Source organism: Mesorhizobium sp. WSM4935, assembly GCF_029625735.1.
Lineage (GTDB): Bacteria > Pseudomonadota > Alphaproteobacteria > Rhizobiales > Rhizobiaceae > Mesorhizobium.
Map to the genome: position 1 here is coordinate 172193 of NZ_JARTVR010000004.1, position 15692 is coordinate 187884.

The following is a 15692-nucleotide window of genomic DNA, read 5'->3' on the forward strand; positions in this document are numbered from 1 at the left end:
TGCGAAGGTTAGCCGTCGGAAATTCGCTTTTGCATGATCAGGTCGAGCCGCTCGCGGTCGGAACGCTCGCGCTCGTCGCGGCGGCGCACATCCTTGTAGGCGCGCTCGACCATGTTGGTGCGGGCCGTGGCGGTGGCGATCAGAGACGCTTCCTGGCGCGCGTTCTCCAGGTTCTGTTTCTGCCGGCCGAGCGCGTCGGTGATGCGGCGATGGTAGAGCGCGGGGAAGAGGCCGGCCAGCGAACTGTCGTCCTCGAAGCGCTCGACAAGGTCCCTGGCCTCCGCTTCCGCCTTGACGGCGGCGGCGAGGAAGGCTGCATGGCGGGTCTCGTGCAGCGCCTTCAACTGCTCCTGCACCTTGACCAGTTTCTTCAGGCGGTCCTTGCGCGTGGTCATGGCTATCTCGCCAGCGTGAGATCGACGAAGCCGTCGACGAACAGCGACAGCAGCGTGCCGACGGCGAAATAGAAGATGATCATGCCTCCGGCGATGACGAAGGGCAGCGAGATGAAATAGACCGGGATCTGCGGCGTCAGCTTGTTGACGAAGCCGATCGTCAGATTGACCAGGATGGCATAGGCGACGAAAGGGCTGCCCAGCCGAATGACCAGGAAGAAGGCGTCCGAGACCGTGTCGGTGACGTCGACGAGGGCGGCCTGCGGGTTGAAGAACACATTGACCGGAGCGACCTGGTAGGAGGCGACGAGCGCCTTGACGATCTCGTGGTCGAAGTCGAAGACGAAGAGCAGAAGCAGCGCCGAAAACGAGATGATGGCGGCAAGGGCTGCCTGCGGTTCCGGCTCCTCGATCGCCGGCCCGCCCGAGCCGCCATAGCCGATCAGCATGGCGATGGCCGAGCCCATGAAGCGGAGCGCTTCCATATAGAGCCTGGTCATGGCGCCGATCAGGCCGCCGACCAGCAGCTCCGAGACGATCATCGGCGCGAGCACCTGCGGTCGCGGATCGACGAAGGGGTAGATGCGGTCCCACAGGAAGGCGAGCAGGCCGCCGGTCGCCGCCACCGAGACGAACAGCCGGATCTGGATCGGCACGCGGGCGCTGGACAGGCCCGGCATCAGCATGAAGCAGGCGCCGATGCGGCAGAAGGCGAGGAAGGCGGCGATGACGACGCCTTGCGAGAGCGCGTTCACGAGATCGTCCCGAGCACCTTGATCTCGACACCCTTGGCGATTTCGACATGGCTCAGCACCGGCAGCGTCGTGAACAGCCGCTCGATGATCATGCGCACATAGGGCCGTGCGTCGGGCGCGGTGACGAGCACGAAGCGCTCGCCGGCCTCGAGATGCTTGCGGATCGCCTTGGTGGCGTCCTGGCCGAATTCCTCGAGCTGGCGCGGATCGATGTCGAACTCGCGCACCTCGCCCTTGGCGTCGCGCTTGAGGCTCTGGTGGAAGGCGAGGTCCCAGCGGTTGCCGAGGCGCAGCACCTTGAGCATGCCGCCTTCGGAGAGGTCGCCGCAGATCTGTTGCGCCATGCGGATGCGCACATGCTCGACGATCTGCTCGGTGCGGCGCACATGCGGCGCGATCTCGGCGATCGCCTCGATGATCAGATGCAGGTTGCGGATCGAGACGCGCTCGGCGAGCAGCAGCTTCAGCACGGCCTGCAGGCCGGGATAGGAGATGTGCGAGGTGCAGATCTCGTCGGCAAGCTTGCGGTATTCGGGATCGAGCCGTTCGAGCAGCGCCTTCATGTCCTTGTAGGAGAGAAGCTGCGGCAGGTTGTTGCGGATGACCTCGGAAAGATGCGTGAGCAGGACCGACATATTGTCGGCGAAGGTGAAGTTCTCGCGTTTCAGGTCCTCGGCGAAAGTTTCGAGCACCGAATAGGCGCGCATGCCGAAGGCCGGCTCGCGGATCTCCTCGCCGGGAATTTCCGGCACGCCGCGCGTACCGAGCAGCACCATGATCTCGCCGACGCGCATCTGGTATTCGGCGACGACCGTGCCGTGCACCTTGATCTGATAGCTCTTCGGCGGGATAGCGAAGTCGTCGACGACGCGCACTTCCGGCACCACGAAACCGTATTGCTGGGCGAATTTCTTGCGCATCTTCGACATGCGGAACACCAGCTCCTGATGCGCCACCATCAGCCTGGTCGAAAGCTGCTTGCCGATCAGAAGCTCGATCTCGGCGGTGACCAGCGAGGCCTTGACCGAGTTCTTCTCCTCCTCGACCTTGCTCGCCTTCTCCTGCGTCTTCAAGGCTTCCGCGGCGGCGCGCTCGCGGCTTTGGCGCAGCGGAATGATATAGCCCAGGCCGGCCATGCCGCCGGCGAGCGCGAAGAAGGGGAACAGCGGCAGGCCGGGCATCAGGCCGAGGATGATGAGCAGCGAGGCCGCGACATAGAGTGCGCGCGGATGCGCGCCGAGCTGCCCGAACACTGCCTGGTTGGCCGAGCCGCGCGTGCCGCCCTTGGACACCAGCATGCCGGCGGCGAGGGAGACGATGAGCGCCGGGATCTGGGTGACCAGACCGTCGCCGACCGACAGCTTGATGAAGACGTCGGCCGCCTGGCCAAGGCCCATGCCATGGCGCAGATAGCCGATGGCGATGCCGCCGACGATGTTGATGGCGGTGATGATGAGGCCGGCGATGGCATCGCCGCGCACGAATTTCGAGGCGCCGTCCATGGAGCCGAAGAAGGACGATTCTTCCTCCAGCTCGCGGCGGCGCAGCTGCGCCGTCTTCTCGTCGATCATGCCGGCGGAGAGGTCTGCGTCGATCGACATCTGCTTGCCGGGGATAGCGTCGAGGGTGAAGCGTGCGCCGACCTCGGCGATGCGGGTCGCGCCTTTGGTGATGACGATGAAGTTCACCACGATCAGGATCATGAAGACGATGAGACCGATGACGAAATCGCTCGACATCACCAGCTTGGAGAAGCCGGAGATGACATAGCCGGCGGCATGCGTGCCCTCATTGCCATGCGACAGGATCATGCGCGTGGTGGCGATGTTGAGCGAGAGGCGCAGCATCGTGGCGATCAGCAGCACGGTCGGGAAGGACGAGAAGTCGAGCGGCCGCTGGATCCACAGCGCCACCATCAGGATCAGCACCGAAAGCGCGATCGAGAAGGCGAGACCAATATCGATGAGGAAGGCGGGGATCGGCAGGAACAGCACCGCCAGGATGACGACGATGCCGAGGGCGAAGAAGACGTCGCGGCCGTTCTTCGCCACCAGGCCGGACGGGAGTGTTTCGCTGATCGCCATGTCGCCCCCAAATCAAGATCTGCCACCCACAGGGGCAGGCCCTCGACCGTATCCCTCCAAGCTTGCGCGAAGGTGGGAGAGCGGCTACGGGACCTGGCCACCGTCTTGCGAAAAGGAAGGCAGATGCTCCTGATCACCGGCACCGTTCGCGTGCCAGCCGACAGGCTCGAACAGGCCAAAGCCGGCTATGCAACGCATGATTCTGGCGAGCCGCGCCGAGCCGGGCTGCCTCGGCTATTCCTACGCGCAGGACGTGCTGGATGCCGGGCTCATCCATGTTTCGGAGGCCTGGAGCGACAGCGCCGCTCTCGAAGCGCATTTCAAGTCGGAACAATCCCTCAATGGCGCGCGAGCTGGGCGGAACTCGGCATCGGCGACCGCAAGCTCACGCGTTACGAAACGGATGGCGGCACGCCGACCTGAACGTCGGAACGCATTTACGCCTGTGCCGCGTCCGCTGTCGCGACGGCGACCAGCCAGCGCCGCACGGCGCGTTCCTCCTCGGCGGAAAGGCCGGCGGCCAGTTCGCCTTCGAGCCTGTAGACGCGTTCCCGGCATTTCTTCAGCAAAGCGCGGCCGCTGTCCGAAAGGTCGAGATGCTGGATGCGGCCGTGGACGGCATGTGGCCGACGGATAAGCGAGCCGGCCCTTTCCAGATTGCCGACGATCACGCTCACCGTCTGCGGCGTCAGCACGGCCAGCCGGGCCAGGTCGGCATTGGACAGGCCGGGATAGGCCGAGATCATGGTGAGGGCCGCGAACTGCGCCTGCGTGACGCCGAATTCATCCAGCGCCCGTTCCACCTTCAACCGGTAGGCACCGGCCGCCTGGCGTAACAGATAGCCGAGATAGCCTTGCTCGCCGCGCTTGCCCTCACCGGCGGACGGAATGGAGAGATTCCTCTTGCGCATAATATCAGAGCTCTTATATGTTGTTCGTACTCTGACATTATCGCAACGAGGAACGAAAGACGATGGGCCATCGTATTTTTCTTGCGGGCGGCTCGGGCGCGATCGGCCGCCGGTTGGTGCCGCAGCTGGCGGCGGCCGGTCATCAGGTGACGGCGACGACTCGCCGGGCGGCAAAAGCCGAAGATCTTCAAGCAATTGGCGCCGATCCCGTGGTGGTCGACGTGTTCGATGCAAATGCACTGCGCGCCGCGGTCGCAGCGGCTAGGCCGGAGATCGTCATCCACCAGCTTACGGATCTGCCGGCTGGGCTCGATCCATCGAAAATGGCTGAGGCAGCCATACGCAACGCCCGCATTCGCGATGAGGGAACGCGCAATCTCGTCGAGGCAGCCAAGGCGGCCAACGCCACGCGGCTGATCGCGCAGAGCATCGCCTGGGTCTATGCGCCGGGTGCTGAACCGCATGCCGAGACCGATCCGCTGGACAGCGGTGCGGAAGGCGGCCGCGCCGTCAGCGTCGGCGGCGTCATTGCGCTGGAGAAACATGTGCTCGGCGCCCCGCCGATCACCGGCATCGTGCTCCGCTACGGCCACCTCTACGGACCGGGCACCGGCGCGGAAAGCGCCGTGGAGCCCGCTGTCCATGTCGACGCCGCCGCTTACGCTGCGCTACTTGCCGTCGAGCGGGGCGCACAAGGCGCCTTCAATGTCGCGGAGCCGAACGGTCACATCACGACCGACAAAGCTGTCAGCGCGCTTGGCTGGCGGGCCGATTTCCGGCTGAACGCATGAGAGGGGGTGCTGTCATGGTCGAAGATGTTTCTTCCCGGGGCCTGACGCTGCTCGGCGTTGCCGCCATCACTGCCGGGCTGCTTGGCATGGCTGTAGTCCAGCACCACCGGGCATTCACCGCCGCAGGTGGAACGGACGTGCATATCCACATGATGGGGGCCGATGCCGGGGAAGGGGCGGCGGCGCGTCCGACCACCACGGTGAAGCCGCTTTCCTGCGAAAAGCTGCCGAATGTGCCTGGGCATTCGGTCACCACGGCGCTGGTCGAATTCCCGCCCAATGCCTACACGCCGCGCCACCGTCATCCGGGCTCCGTCACGGCCTTCGTCGTCAAGGGAGCGTTGCGCTCGCAGATGGAAGGCAGCCCGGCGGTGACCTACACTCAGGGCCAGACCTGGTTCGAAGCGCCGGGCGCGATCCACGCCTTCGCCGAGAACGCGAGCGCCACGGAGCCGGCGGAGCTGCTGGCGATCTTCGTCGCGGAAGATGATTGCGGCCCACTGACCATCCCCTTAGCTGATTAAATCTATCTCCTTGGTCGCGCGACAAGTCTTGCTTAAGCCTAATTCGCGCAACGCCAAAATCGCGCCACAAGCGGTCGGCATTGCGGTTGCCACGCATAGCCGCCGCGCGTATCAGGCACGGCAACTGTTTTTCCTTCGCATACCGGCGAGCCGTTCCGTTGCCTGCCAGAAACGACCCACAAGTCTACGCCCGCCGGCTTCGCGCGGTGCTGATCAGTTCGATTCCCGTGCTCGAGGCGCGCGGCATCGTAATCGTGCTGATGGCAGGCGTGGTCGGCGTGATCGCTGGTGGCCTAGTCACCGGCATGAGCGCACTGGTGCAAGGCATGCATTGGCTGCTGTTCGACGTGCAGCCGGGCGGCCGGCTTTCCGCGATGTTCTCGCTCGCCGATCCTACGCAGGCGATGTATCCGGCGATCGGCGGCTTATTGCTCGGCCTTTCTGTGATCTGGCTCAGAAAGCGCAAGTTCCGCACGCCGGTCGACCCGATCGAGGCCAACGCGCTCTATGGCGGGCGCATGTCGCTCACCGACACGTTCATCATCGTGGCGCAGACGATGATCTCCAGCGGCTTCGGCGCCTCGGTCGGCTTGGAAGCCGGCTACACGCAGATCGGCTCCGGCATTGCTTCTCGGCTTGCCCGTGCCTTCCATCTGCGCCGCAACGACGTGCGCGTTCTGGTCGGCTGCGGTGCCGCCGGTGCGATCGCGGCCGCCTTCGACGCGCCGCTGACCGGCGCCTTCTACGGTTTCGAGCTGGTCATCGGCATCTACTCCGTCGCCAACGTGGCGCCGGTGATGACCGCGGCAATCTCGGCCTCCCTGACGGCGGAAGTGTTCGGCGGCGTGCCATTTCCGCTGGAACTGTCGGGCTTGCCGAACTTGACCGCCAGCGAGTATGTGCCGTTCCTGCTTCTGGGGCTGCTCGGCGGAGCGGCCTCGATCGCCATCATGCATCTGGTGAGCATCGTCGAGCGCGTCTTCGTGCGGTTGTCGATCGACTCCTCGGTCAGGCCCTTCATCGGCGGCATCTTCGTCGGCCTGCTCGGATTGGTCACGCCGCAAGTGCTCTCCAGCGGGCACGGCGCGCTGCATCGCGAATTCGCCATGAACTACGCGCTGCCGGTGGTGGCGAGCGTCTTCGTGCTGAAGCTGGCGGCCTCCGCCATCTCGCTCGGCTCCGGCTTCCGCGGCGGCCTGTTCTTCGCCTCGCTTTTCCTTGGGGCTTTGCTCGGCAAGGTCTTTGCCGGGGTCATGGCGCTGACCACGCCGTCGACCGGCATCGACCCGGCGGTCGCCGCCGTCGTCGGCATGACCTCGCTTGCGGTCGGCGTCGTCGGCGGCCCGCTCACCATGACGTTCCTGGCGCTGGAATCGACCCGCGACCTGACGCTCACCGGCGTGGTACTCGCGGCCTCGATCATGTCGGCGATCCTGGTGCGCGAGACCTTCGGCTACTCCTTCTCGACCTGGCGCTTCCATCTGCGCGGCGAAACGATCCGCAGCGCGCATGACGTCGGCTGGATGCGCAGCCTCACCGTCGGTTCGATGATGCGCAAGGACGTTCGCACCATCCCTGCCTCGACCACGCTCGCCGAATTCCGCAAGGAGGTCCCGCTCGGCTCGAGACAGCGCGTCATCGCCGTCGAGCAGGCCGACCAATATGTCGGCATGCTTCTGGTAGCGGAACTGCATAGCGATCGCTCCGACGACGATACGCCGGTGAGCGCGCTGGCCCAATTCAAGGACGCCGTGCTGGTGCCTTCGATGAACGTCCAGACCGCGGCCGAGACCTTCCAGCGAACCGGGGCCGAAGAACTGGCGGTGGTCGAGGACTTCGACGAGCGCATCGTGCTTGGCCTGCTTACCGAAAGCCATCTGATGCGCCGCTATGCCGAAGAGCTCGACAAGGCGCGCCGCGATCTGTCGGGCGAGGGCTGACCCGCGCTTTTACTCCTGGACGAAGAACCATTGATCCATCGGTCCGGCCGACTGGCCTACCTGAAGGCTGGTCTTGGCCGGATTCTCGCCGCTTGCCATGTGTACAGTAGTACTGTACAAAATGTGCAGTGGAGAACAAACGAGATGCCGAAGGTTTCCGATAAAGGCCAGGCTCCGATCGGGAACAAGAACGGTTCGGTCGCGACGGCCGCCCAGGAAGTGCTGGGCATACGGCTCAAGAGCCTTCGCCTTGCCCGCCGCCTTTCCTTGCGCGATCTGGCAGAGGCGACCGGCACCAGTGCCAGCTTCATCAGCCAGCTCGAGCGCGGCCTGACTGGTGCCAGCACGGCATCGCTCAATCAGATGGCTTCTGCGCTGGGCGTCAGCGTCGCGCTGCTATTTGCGGAGAGCACGGCTCCAAATCACCATGGCGTGCTCAGGCGCAGCGAGCGGCCAAGCCTGCCGCCCAGCGACGGCTGCCGCAAGATGCTCTTGTCGCGGCCGCCGCTCAGCGACATGGAAGTCTATGTCGGCGAGTTCGAAATCGGCGGCTCGACCGGCCCCGACCAATACACGCATGGCGACGCGCACGAGATGCTGATCGTGCTGCGCGGCATCGTCGAGATCTCGCTTGGCGAGGCGCGCCATGTCCTCGAAGAGGGCGACAGCGTCGAATACACAACATCCACCCCGCATCGCGCGGAGAACATCGGCAGCGGCCGGGCCGAAGTGATGTGGATCATCGCGCCGCCGACCTCGGCGCGCGCCGAGCTCGATCAATACACGACCTGGAAACCGCCCGCCGCCAGGTAAACAATCAAACGCGGGCATGAATGGGAGAGTTATCGTCATGCTGAAATCGACATATGGTATCGGCGCCGTCCTGGCGCTTGGCGTTCTGACCGGCGCGGCCTTCGCGCAGGACAAGCCCGTGGCGGGCGAGGTGAAGGAGGGATCGCTCAAGGGCAAGACCCTGACCTTCGTCTCCTATGGCGGCATCTATCAGGACGGCCAGGTTGCGGCGCTGAAGGAGTTCGTCGACAAGTCCGGCGTCAAGCTGCTTAATGACGGTCCGACCGAGATCGCCAAGCTGCAGGCGCAGGTCGAATCCGGCAATGTCACCTGGGACGTCGTCGATACCGACGACCTGCCGCCTTACGTCTATTGCGGCAAGCTGTTCCAGAAGCTGGATCTGACGAAGCTCGACGTCTCGAAAATCCCGGAAGGCCAGGTCGGCGAGTGCTCGGTGCCGGCGATGAACTACGGCGTCGTGCTGATGTACAACAAGGAGAAGTACAAGGATAATCCGCCCAAGAGCTGGGCCGACTTCTTCGACACCGCAAAGTTCCCAGGCGTGCGCGGCATCGACGGTTCGGGCAGCCCGGCCGGCGGATTGCTCGAACAGGCCTTCAAATATGCAGGCGGTGATCCGAAGGCGATGACGGTGGCCGATATCGACAAGGCCATCGACGTGATCCGCAAGCTCGGTCCCGACACCATCTTCTGGAAGACAGGCGCTGAATCGCAGCAGCTCGCCGAATCCGGCGAGGCCGACATGCTGATGATGTGGACCGGCCGCGCCATGACCGCTGTCAAGAACGGCGCAAAATACGCGCCGGCATGGCAGGACTGGCTGGTGGTGATGGACCAGATGACGATCCCGGTCGGTGTCAAGGACACGGATGCCGCTTATGCGCTGCTCAACGCCTATCTCGGCAAGAATGCCCAGGAAATCCTTACCGAGAAGACGTCCTACACGCCGATCAACAGCGAAGCGCAGCCCAAGGTCGACGCTTCCGTCGCCGCCTTCCTGACCAACACGCCGGAGCGCCAAAAGCAGGGCTACAAGCAGAACTTCAAGTTCTGGGTGCCGAACTTCGCCGTGGCGCAGGAGAAGTGGTCAGCGCTGATGGCCGGCAACTGACCGGCTGAAAGAGGCAAAGCCAGTGAGCGCGCTCGACCCGACGACGCCTTCCGTCCCGCAACGGGCGGGCTGGGCATGGCGGCCTTACGCGCTCACGCTGCCGGCGCTCCTCCTGCTGGTAGCCGTGATCGGCTACCCGCTGCTCACCATCGTGCTGCGCAGCCTGTCGGAGCCGCAATGGGGCCCGCAGAACTATGTCTGGTTCTTCGGCGCCCCGGTCAACCTGACGGTGCTCCAGCGCACCTTCACCATCTCGGCCTGGGTGACTGTGGTCTGCGTGCTCTGCGCTTATCCTTACGCCTATCTGATGACCGCGGTCGGGCCGCGCGCACGGCTCGTCCTCGTGCTTTGCGTCTTGATCCCATTCTGGGTGAGCGGCGTGGTCCGCACGCTCTCCTGGGTGATCCTGCTGCAGGATTCGGGCGTCATCAATTCGCTGCTGAAGGCGGCCGGTTTCGACGGCGTCCGGCTGATCCGCACCCAGACGGGCGTGGTGATCGGCATGGCGCAGGTGCTGCTGCCCTTCATGATCCTGCCGCTCTATTCGGTGATGAAGGGCATCGACCTCCGGCTGGTGCAGGCGGCGCGAAGCCTGGGCGCGCGGCCGTCCCGCGCTTTCTTCACGGTCTATCTGCCGCTGTCGCTGCCGGGCGTCTATGCCGGCGCGATCATCGTCTTCATCCTGGCGCTGGGTTTCTACATCACGCCGGCGCTGCTCGGCGGACCTCGTTCGACCATGCTGTCGACGCTGGTGCAGACGCAGGTGCTGAGCCTTCTGCAGTGGGGGCGCGGCGGCGCCATGGGCGTGGTGCTGCTGGTCACGACCTTTGTGCTCCTGGCGCTGGCGGCGCCGGTGATGCGGTCCAGACATCGCGAGGCGGGGCGACGCTGATGGAGATGAAGCCGCTCACCCGCCTCATCCTTGGCCTCGTCTGCCTGCTGGTGGCGATCTGGCTGGTCGCGCCGACGCTGGTCGTCGTGCCGATGTCGTTCAACGAGAACAAGTCGCTCGCCTTCCCGCCGCAAGGCTTTTCCTGGCAATGGTACCAGAACTTCGCCACCAATCCGGAATGGTCGACCAGCTTTCTCAACTCGCTCAAGGTCGCCTCGCTGGTGGCGGTGCTCGCGACGGTGCTCGGCACGCTGGCTGCCTTCGGTCTCGACCGCATGAAGGCGCGGCCAGCCAATCTCTTGCGCATGCTGATGCTGACGCCGATGGTGGTGCCGGGCGTGGTTCTGGCCATCGGCATCTATGCCGTCTATCTCGACGCGCAGCTCGTCGGCACGCTGACGGGCTTCGTGCTGGCGCACACCATCCTCGCACTGCCCTTCGTGCTGATCGCGGTCTCGGCCAATCTCGAAGTGTTCGACAAGCGGCTGGAGACGGCGGCGGCAAGCCTCGGCGCCGGCGCGCTGACCACCTTCCGCACGGTGACGCTGCCGCTGATCCTGCCCGGCATCCTGTCGGGCCTGTTGTTCGCCTTCGCCACCTCCTTCGACGAGATCGTGGTGTCGCTCTTCATCACCAACCCCTATCTCAAGACATTGCCGGTCCAGATATTTTCCTCGATCACGCGCGATGCCGATCCGACGGTCGCGGCCGTCGGCACCATCCTGTTGTGCGCCACCACAATCCTGATCGGCGGCGGCATGCTTCTCCTTGGCCGCGAGCGGAAGGGACGCCTATGAACCCGAGAGCGGAAAATCGCGGCGCCGCGATCGATCTCGACACGGTCAGCAAGGCCTATGGCTCGTTCAAGGCGCTGGACGGCGTCTCGCTCAGGATCGAGCCCGGCGAGTTCATGACGCTGCTCGGACCGAGTGGCTCGGGCAAGACGACGACACTCAACGTCATTGCCGGCTTCACCGACGTGACCAGCGGCAGCCTGTTGGTCGGCGGGAAGAGCGTCGTCGGCGTGCCAGCGCACAAGCGCAATATCGGCGTCGTCTTCCAGCATTACGCGCTGTTCCCGCATATGACGGTGGGCCGCAACGTCGCCTATCCGCTGACGTTGCGCGGCATCGCACAGGACGAGCGGAAGAAGCGCGTCGCGAAAGCGCTCGACATGGTCAAGATGGGCGACTTCGCGCATCGTTATCCGAGCGAATTGTCTGGCGGCCAGCAGCAGCGCGTCGCGCTGGCGCGCGCCATCGTCTTCGATCCGCCGCTGCTCCTGATGGACGAGCCGCTCGGCGCGCTCGACAAGAAGCTGCGCGAATGGCTGCAGCTCGAGATCAAGCGCATCCACCGCGAGCTCGGCACCACCTTCGTCTATGTCACGCATGACCAGGAAGAGGCATTGGTGCTTTCGGACCGGATCGCCGTGTTCAACCGCGGGCGTATCGAGCAGGTCGGCACCGGCCGGCAGCTCTACGACGAGCCGGCGACGTTGTTCGTCGGCCGCTTCATCGGCGATTCCACCGTGCTGCGCGGCGAGGTGAAGAGCGACGGCACCGGCACGGCGCTGACCATCGCCGGCGAAACCGTCAGTGCGCCGCGCCGTCTCGCCGGCGAAGCCAATCCGGTGATGCTGCTGCGGCCGGAGAAACTCGTCATCCGCCGGCCGGGGCAGGACGCCGCCGGCACGAACCGGCTGTCGGGAACGATCGCTGAGGCGATCTATCTCGGTTCAGGCTCGAAATATGAAGTGAAGCTCGCGGACGGTTCGACCGCGATCGTGCGTTCGCCGCTGGCCGGCGAAAATTTTGGCCTCGGCGAGAAGGTCGAGCTTTGCTTCGACGGCGCCGATGCGAAACTCCTGCCCGACGACAGCGCGGCCGATACCACGCTCACCTGACAATCCCTTTGTTTAACGCAGTTCCTCACGGAAAACCGTTTCACACTTTTCCTGGAATTGCTCTACCGGAAGCCATCCCATGCAAGTCAAGCGCAACGGCGACATCTCGTTCTGGTACGCGGATCTGGGTCATATCCCCACGCCGCGCCCGCCTTTGCCGGGCGATATCGAGGCGGATGTCGCGATCGTCGGCGCCGGCTATACCGGGCTGTGGACCGCTTACTACCTGAAGAAGGCCAAGCCCTCGCTGCGCATCGTGCTCATCGAACGCGAGTTCGCGGGCTTCGGCGCATCGGGGCGCAATGGCGGCTGGCTGTCCGGCGGCTTCGGCTGGTCGCGCGAGAAATATCTGAAGACGTCGACGCGGCAAGGCGTCACCGCCATGCAGAAGGCGATGGCCGGCTGCGTCGACGAGGTGATCCGGGTGGCGACGGAAGAAGGCATCGATGCCGACATCCGCCGCGTCGACAATCTGACGGTCGCCACCAATCCGGCGCAGCTGGAGCGCGTGCGCGAGGAATGCGAGACGATCCGCTCCTGGGATGCCGATCCCGAACGCATCGAGCTGCTCGACGCCGAGGCGACCCGGGCGCGCATCAACATCCGGAATGTCATGGGTGGCTTCGTCATCCACGGCCAGGCGCGCGTGCAGCCGGCCAAGCTCGTGCGGGGGCTCGCGGCCGCGGTCGAGCGTCTCGGCGTTTCGATCTATGAGAAAACAACGGTCACTGCCATTGCCAAGGGCGTTGTGACCACCGACCGTGGCACGGTGCGGGCCGAAACCATTATCCGGGCGACCGAAGGGTTCACCGCCGGCATTCCTGGCGAGGAGCGGACATGGCTGGCGCTCAACAGCGCGCAGATCGTCACCGAACCGCTGTCGGAAGAGCTCTGGCGCAAGATCGGCTGGGAGGGGCACGAGCTGCTCGGCAATGCCGCGCATGCCTATTGCTATGCCCAGCGCACGCGTGAGGGACGCATCACCATGGGCGGTCGCGGCGTGCCTTACCGCTACGGGTCGCGCACAGATGTCAACGGGCAGACGCAGCAGGCGACGATCGACCAGCTCCACACGATCCTGACCACGCTGTTGCCGCAGACGGCGGGGTGCCGGATCGACCACGCCTGGTGCGGCGTGCTCGGCGTGCCGCGCGACTGGTGCACGACCGTCGGCCTTGATCCCGCGACGCGCATCGGTTGGGCCGGCGGCTATGTCGGGCTCGGCGTGTCGAGTTCCAATCTCTCCGGACGCACGCTGACCGATCTCGTGCTCGGCCAGGATACTGAGCTGACGCGGCTGCCCTGGGTCAACCGCAAGGTGCGGCGCTGGGAGCCGGAGCCGTTCCGCTGGCTGGGCGTCCATTCGATGTACCAGCTCTATCGCATCGCCGATAACCGCGAAGCCGCCGGGCTCGCGCAAACCTCGAAGCTTGCCGCCCTGGCCGACAGCCTAACCGGTCATTGATCATGGAGACCAGCTTGATCGATCTTTCGACTTTCCACGACCTCGCCAAAGCCGATATCGGCGCCTTTTCACCGAAGCCGACCTCGATCGAAGGGGATCAGCTGGAGGCCGTGCGATCCTTCTTCCAGTCGCCGGACGGGAGCGTCGACATTGGCATCTGGGAATGCACGCCCGGCCGCTTCACCGCCGACCGCACGAACTCATGGGAGATCTGTCACATCATCTCCGGCCGCGTCGAGGTCAGCCGCGCCGATGGCGAGATGCGCGCGCTGGGACCGGGCGACCTGCTCGTCCTGCCGCAGGGATGGAAGGGCGAGTGGCGCATCCACGAGACCACGCGCAAGCTCTACATGATCCAGAGCGCCGGCTGATCCCGGAGAGTCCTTAATGCTCGATCGGGCCCTTCGGCGAGACAAGCGTCGTGCCCGCGGTGGTCGGGCGCTCGATCATACGGCGCACGCGCGGCGGGTTCTCGCCGCTGTGCAGCGCCCGGATGCGTTCGCCGACCACGGCGTCGGCGTGGGTGGCGCGCCGGTTGTGGCGGATATACTCGACCCAGGTCGGCGTGTGATAGTGCTCGATCCACACCGACGGATTTTCGAGGTCGCGGGCCAAAGTCCAGTTGCGGGCGCCGTCCCGGCGGCGAATGCGGCCGCGCTCTGCCATGGTCGCCAGGAATTCCGGCACGTCCTCCTCGCGGATGATGTACTCGATCATAATGGCGATCGGGCCGCTGCGCGGCTTGAGGTCGAGCGCCAGCATCGGCTCCTTGAAGCGGTTGAGCGGATCGAGATTGAGGACTGTCTGCTTCGGCAATGGCAGGACGAAACCGATGGCCGCGCCGGCAAGCATGGCGATGGCCGCCGCGATCAGCGCAATCTCGGCGCCATGCGCGTCGGCGACGACGCCCCAGATCCAACTGCCCAGCGCGATGCCGCCGAAGGTCGCCGTCTGGTAGATCGACAGCACACGGCCGACCACCCAGCGCGGCGTCGACATCTGCACCGTCACGTTGAAATGCGAGAGCGCGATCACCCAGCAGGCGCCGCCGATGAGCAGGCCCGCGGACGTCTGCCAGCCATTGTGGCTGACGGCGGCATTGAGGGCGCAGAGCGCGAAGCCGCAAAAGGCCATGCGGACCATTACCTCGCTCGACAGCAGCTGCCTGAGCCGCACGCTGATCAGTGCGCCGCCGACGGCGCCGATGCCGAAGGCGCCGAGCATGATGCCATAGGTCAGCGCATCGCCCTTGACGACGTCCCGCGCCACCAGGGGAAGAAGCGCCAGCACCGCGCCGGCGCTAAAGCCGAAGGCGGAACCGCGGACCAGCACCTTGGCGATGTTGGGCGACATGGCGACATAGCGCAGGCCGGCGCCCATCGCCGCACCCAGCGACTCGCGCGGTAGGGTTTGCTCGGGCAGCGCCGGCTTCCAGCGGGCGAGCACGACGATCAGGCCAATATAGCTGACCGCATTGGCGGCGAAGGCGGCGGCGGCACCCGCCGCGGCAACGATGACGCCGCCGATGGCCGGGCCGACGCTGCGGGTGATGTTGAAGCCCAGCGAATTGAGCGCGACCGCCGCCGGCACCTTGGCGCGCGGCACCATGTCGCCGACCGAGGCCTGCCATGACGGGCTGTTCAGCGCCGTGCCGCTGTCGATCAGGAAGGTGAAGGCAAGCAGCGTCCAGGGCGTCATCCAGCCTTGCCAGGTGAACAAGGTCAGCAGCGCCGAGACGACCAGCATGAAGGTCTGCGCCACCAGCATCACCTTGCGGCGGTTGAAGCTGTCGGCGATGGCGCCGGCGACGAGCGCGAACAGCATGATTGGCAAGGTCGTCGAGGATTGGACCAGCGCCACCTGGTAGGGCGAGGTGGCGATCGTGGTCATCATCCAGGCGGCGCCGACGCCCTGGATCAGGCCGCCGAAATTCGACACCAGGCTGGCCGACCAGACGGCGCGGAAGATGCCATGCCGGAACGGCGCCAGCGCGGAGACGCGTTCGCTTTCCGGCTCGTCGTCGATCATGATTGCGCTTTCGTCCGCTATAGAGGCTCGCCGCACCCGGAGGGGCGGGCGACTCGCCAAAGAGTGCGACCCAACAA

The 15692-nt window shown here is 65.2% G+C and carries 15 protein-coding genes and 1 pseudogene; 11 read left to right on the forward strand and 5 right to left on the reverse strand.

The window, feature by feature from the left end:
- Positions 1–8: 8 nt before the first annotated feature.
- The 3 genes from P9273_RS12445 to flhA are packed head-to-tail and all read right to left on the reverse strand — an operon-like array spanning position 9 to position 3234.
- Positions 9–395 (reverse strand): hypothetical protein, encoded by a 387-nt coding sequence (locus P9273_RS12445; RefSeq protein WP_278049174.1) that lies wholly within the window; start codon positions 393–395, stop codon positions 9–11.
- A gap of 2 nt (positions 396–397) precedes the next feature.
- The gene (gene fliR / locus P9273_RS12450) at positions 398–1150 is read right to left on the reverse strand and encodes a flagellar biosynthetic protein FliR (RefSeq protein WP_040990013.1); all 753 of its coding nucleotides are present in this window, start codon (positions 1148–1150) and stop codon (positions 398–400) included.
- Positions 1147–3234 (reverse strand): flagellar biosynthesis protein FlhA, encoded by a 2088-nt coding sequence (gene flhA, locus P9273_RS12455; protein ID WP_278049175.1) that lies wholly within the window; start codon positions 3232–3234, stop codon positions 1147–1149. The genes fliR and flhA overlap by 4 nt, the downstream gene beginning before the upstream one ends.
- 196 nt (positions 3235–3430) lie before the next feature.
- Between flhA and P9273_RS32345 the strand changes: the two are divergent.
- Positions 3431–3514: pseudogene (locus tag P9273_RS32345) on the forward strand (putative quinol monooxygenase); the annotation flags it as partial.
- 157 nt (positions 3515–3671) lie between these two features.
- Here P9273_RS32345 and P9273_RS12465 read toward each other — a convergent pair.
- On the reverse strand, positions 3672–4145 hold the full coding sequence (locus P9273_RS12465) for a MarR family winged helix-turn-helix transcriptional regulator (RefSeq protein ID WP_278049176.1): 474 nt from the start codon (positions 4143–4145) through the stop codon (positions 3672–3674).
- Between the two features lie 62 nt (positions 4146–4207).
- On the opposite strand from P9273_RS12465, the gene P9273_RS12470 reads away from it, so the two are divergent.
- The 10 genes from P9273_RS12470 (at position 4208) to P9273_RS12515 (ending at position 13958) form a co-directional block, all read left to right on the forward strand.
- Positions 4208–4936, forward strand: a complete 729-nt coding sequence (locus tag P9273_RS12470) for an NAD-dependent epimerase/dehydratase family protein (RefSeq protein ID WP_278049177.1) — start codon at positions 4208–4210, stop codon at positions 4934–4936.
- A 14-nt stretch (positions 4937–4950) separates the two neighbouring features.
- Entirely contained in the window at positions 4951–5460 is a 510-nt protein-coding gene (locus P9273_RS12475) for a cupin domain-containing protein (protein ID WP_278049178.1), read from the forward strand.
- 158 nt (positions 5461–5618) lie between these two features.
- Positions 5619–7400, forward strand: a complete 1782-nt coding sequence (locus P9273_RS12480; protein WP_278049179.1) for a chloride channel protein — start codon at positions 5619–5621, stop codon at positions 7398–7400.
- Between the two features lie 144 nt (positions 7401–7544).
- On the forward strand, positions 7545–8213 hold the full coding sequence (locus P9273_RS12485; RefSeq protein ID WP_278049180.1) for a helix-turn-helix domain-containing protein: 669 nt from the start codon (positions 7545–7547) through the stop codon (positions 8211–8213).
- A 37-nt stretch (positions 8214–8250) separates the two neighbouring features.
- Positions 8251–9324: a PotD/PotF family extracellular solute-binding protein gene (locus P9273_RS12490; protein WP_278049181.1), complete on the forward strand. Its 1074-nt coding sequence runs from the start codon at positions 8251–8253 to the stop codon at positions 9322–9324.
- A 22-nt stretch (positions 9325–9346) separates the two neighbouring features.
- The gene (locus tag P9273_RS12495; protein WP_278049182.1) at positions 9347–10216 is read left to right on the forward strand and encodes an ABC transporter permease; all 870 of its coding nucleotides are present in this window, start codon (positions 9347–9349) and stop codon (positions 10214–10216) included.
- Positions 10216–11013 carry an ABC transporter permease gene (locus P9273_RS12500; protein WP_278049183.1) on the forward strand — a complete coding sequence of 266 codons (798 nt, stop codon included), beginning with the start codon at positions 10216–10218 and terminating at the stop codon, positions 11011–11013. Before P9273_RS12495 ends, P9273_RS12500 begins: the two co-directional genes overlap by 1 nt.
- Positions 11010–12122, forward strand: coding sequence for an ABC transporter ATP-binding protein (locus P9273_RS12505; protein WP_278049184.1), 1113 nt, complete (start codon positions 11010–11012; stop codon positions 12120–12122). Before P9273_RS12500 ends, P9273_RS12505 begins: the two co-directional genes overlap by 4 nt.
- 79 nt (positions 12123–12201) lie before the next feature.
- On the forward strand, positions 12202–13587 hold the full coding sequence (locus tag P9273_RS12510; RefSeq protein ID WP_278049185.1) for an NAD(P)/FAD-dependent oxidoreductase: 1386 nt from the start codon (positions 12202–12204) through the stop codon (positions 13585–13587).
- A 2-nt stretch (positions 13588–13589) separates the two neighbouring features.
- Positions 13590–13958, forward strand: coding sequence for a cupin domain-containing protein (locus P9273_RS12515; RefSeq protein WP_278049186.1), 369 nt, complete (start codon positions 13590–13592; stop codon positions 13956–13958).
- Positions 13959–13971: 13 nt separating this feature from the next.
- Here the strand turns inward: P9273_RS12515 and P9273_RS12520 are convergent, their stop codons facing one another.
- Positions 13972–15615, reverse strand: a complete 1644-nt coding sequence (locus P9273_RS12520) for an MFS transporter (protein WP_278049187.1) — start codon at positions 15613–15615, stop codon at positions 13972–13974.
- Between the last annotated feature and the right edge of the window lie 77 nt (positions 15616–15692).

What these genes read in the sequence shown, in the direction of transcription:
- P9273_RS12515 (WP_278049186.1), top strand. Translation starts at nt 13,590, where the DNA reads ATGGAGACCAGCTTGATCGATCTTTCGACTTTCCACGACCTCGCCAAA.
- P9273_RS12500 (WP_278049183.1), top strand. Translation starts at nt 10,216, where the DNA reads ATGGAGATGAAGCCGCTCACCCGCCTCATCCTTGGCCTCGTCTGCCTG.
- P9273_RS12520 (WP_278049187.1), bottom strand. Translation starts at nt 15,615, where the DNA reads ATGATCGACGACGAGCCGGAAAGCGAACGCGTCTCCGCGCTGGCGCCG.
- P9273_RS12470 (WP_278049177.1), top strand. Translation starts at nt 4,208, where the DNA reads ATGGGCCATCGTATTTTTCTTGCGGGCGGCTCGGGCGCGATCGGCCGC.
- P9273_RS12505 (WP_278049184.1), top strand. Translation starts at nt 11,010, where the DNA reads ATGAACCCGAGAGCGGAAAATCGCGGCGCCGCGATCGATCTCGACACG.
- P9273_RS12475 (WP_278049178.1), top strand. Translation starts at nt 4,951, where the DNA reads ATGGTCGAAGATGTTTCTTCCCGGGGCCTGACGCTGCTCGGCGTTGCC.
- P9273_RS12490 (WP_278049181.1), top strand. Translation starts at nt 8,251, where the DNA reads ATGCTGAAATCGACATATGGTATCGGCGCCGTCCTGGCGCTTGGCGTT.
- P9273_RS12510 (WP_278049185.1), top strand. Translation starts at nt 12,202, where the DNA reads ATGCAAGTCAAGCGCAACGGCGACATCTCGTTCTGGTACGCGGATCTG.
- P9273_RS12445 (WP_278049174.1), bottom strand. Translation starts at nt 395, where the DNA reads ATGACCACGCGCAAGGACCGCCTGAAGAAACTGGTCAAGGTGCAGGAG.
- P9273_RS12465 (WP_278049176.1), bottom strand. Translation starts at nt 4,145, where the DNA reads ATGCGCAAGAGGAATCTCTCCATTCCGTCCGCCGGTGAGGGCAAGCGC.
- P9273_RS12485 (WP_278049180.1), top strand. Translation starts at nt 7,545, where the DNA reads ATGCCGAAGGTTTCCGATAAAGGCCAGGCTCCGATCGGGAACAAGAAC.
- flhA (WP_278049175.1), bottom strand. Translation starts at nt 3,234, where the DNA reads ATGGCGATCAGCGAAACACTCCCGTCCGGCCTGGTGGCGAAGAACGGC.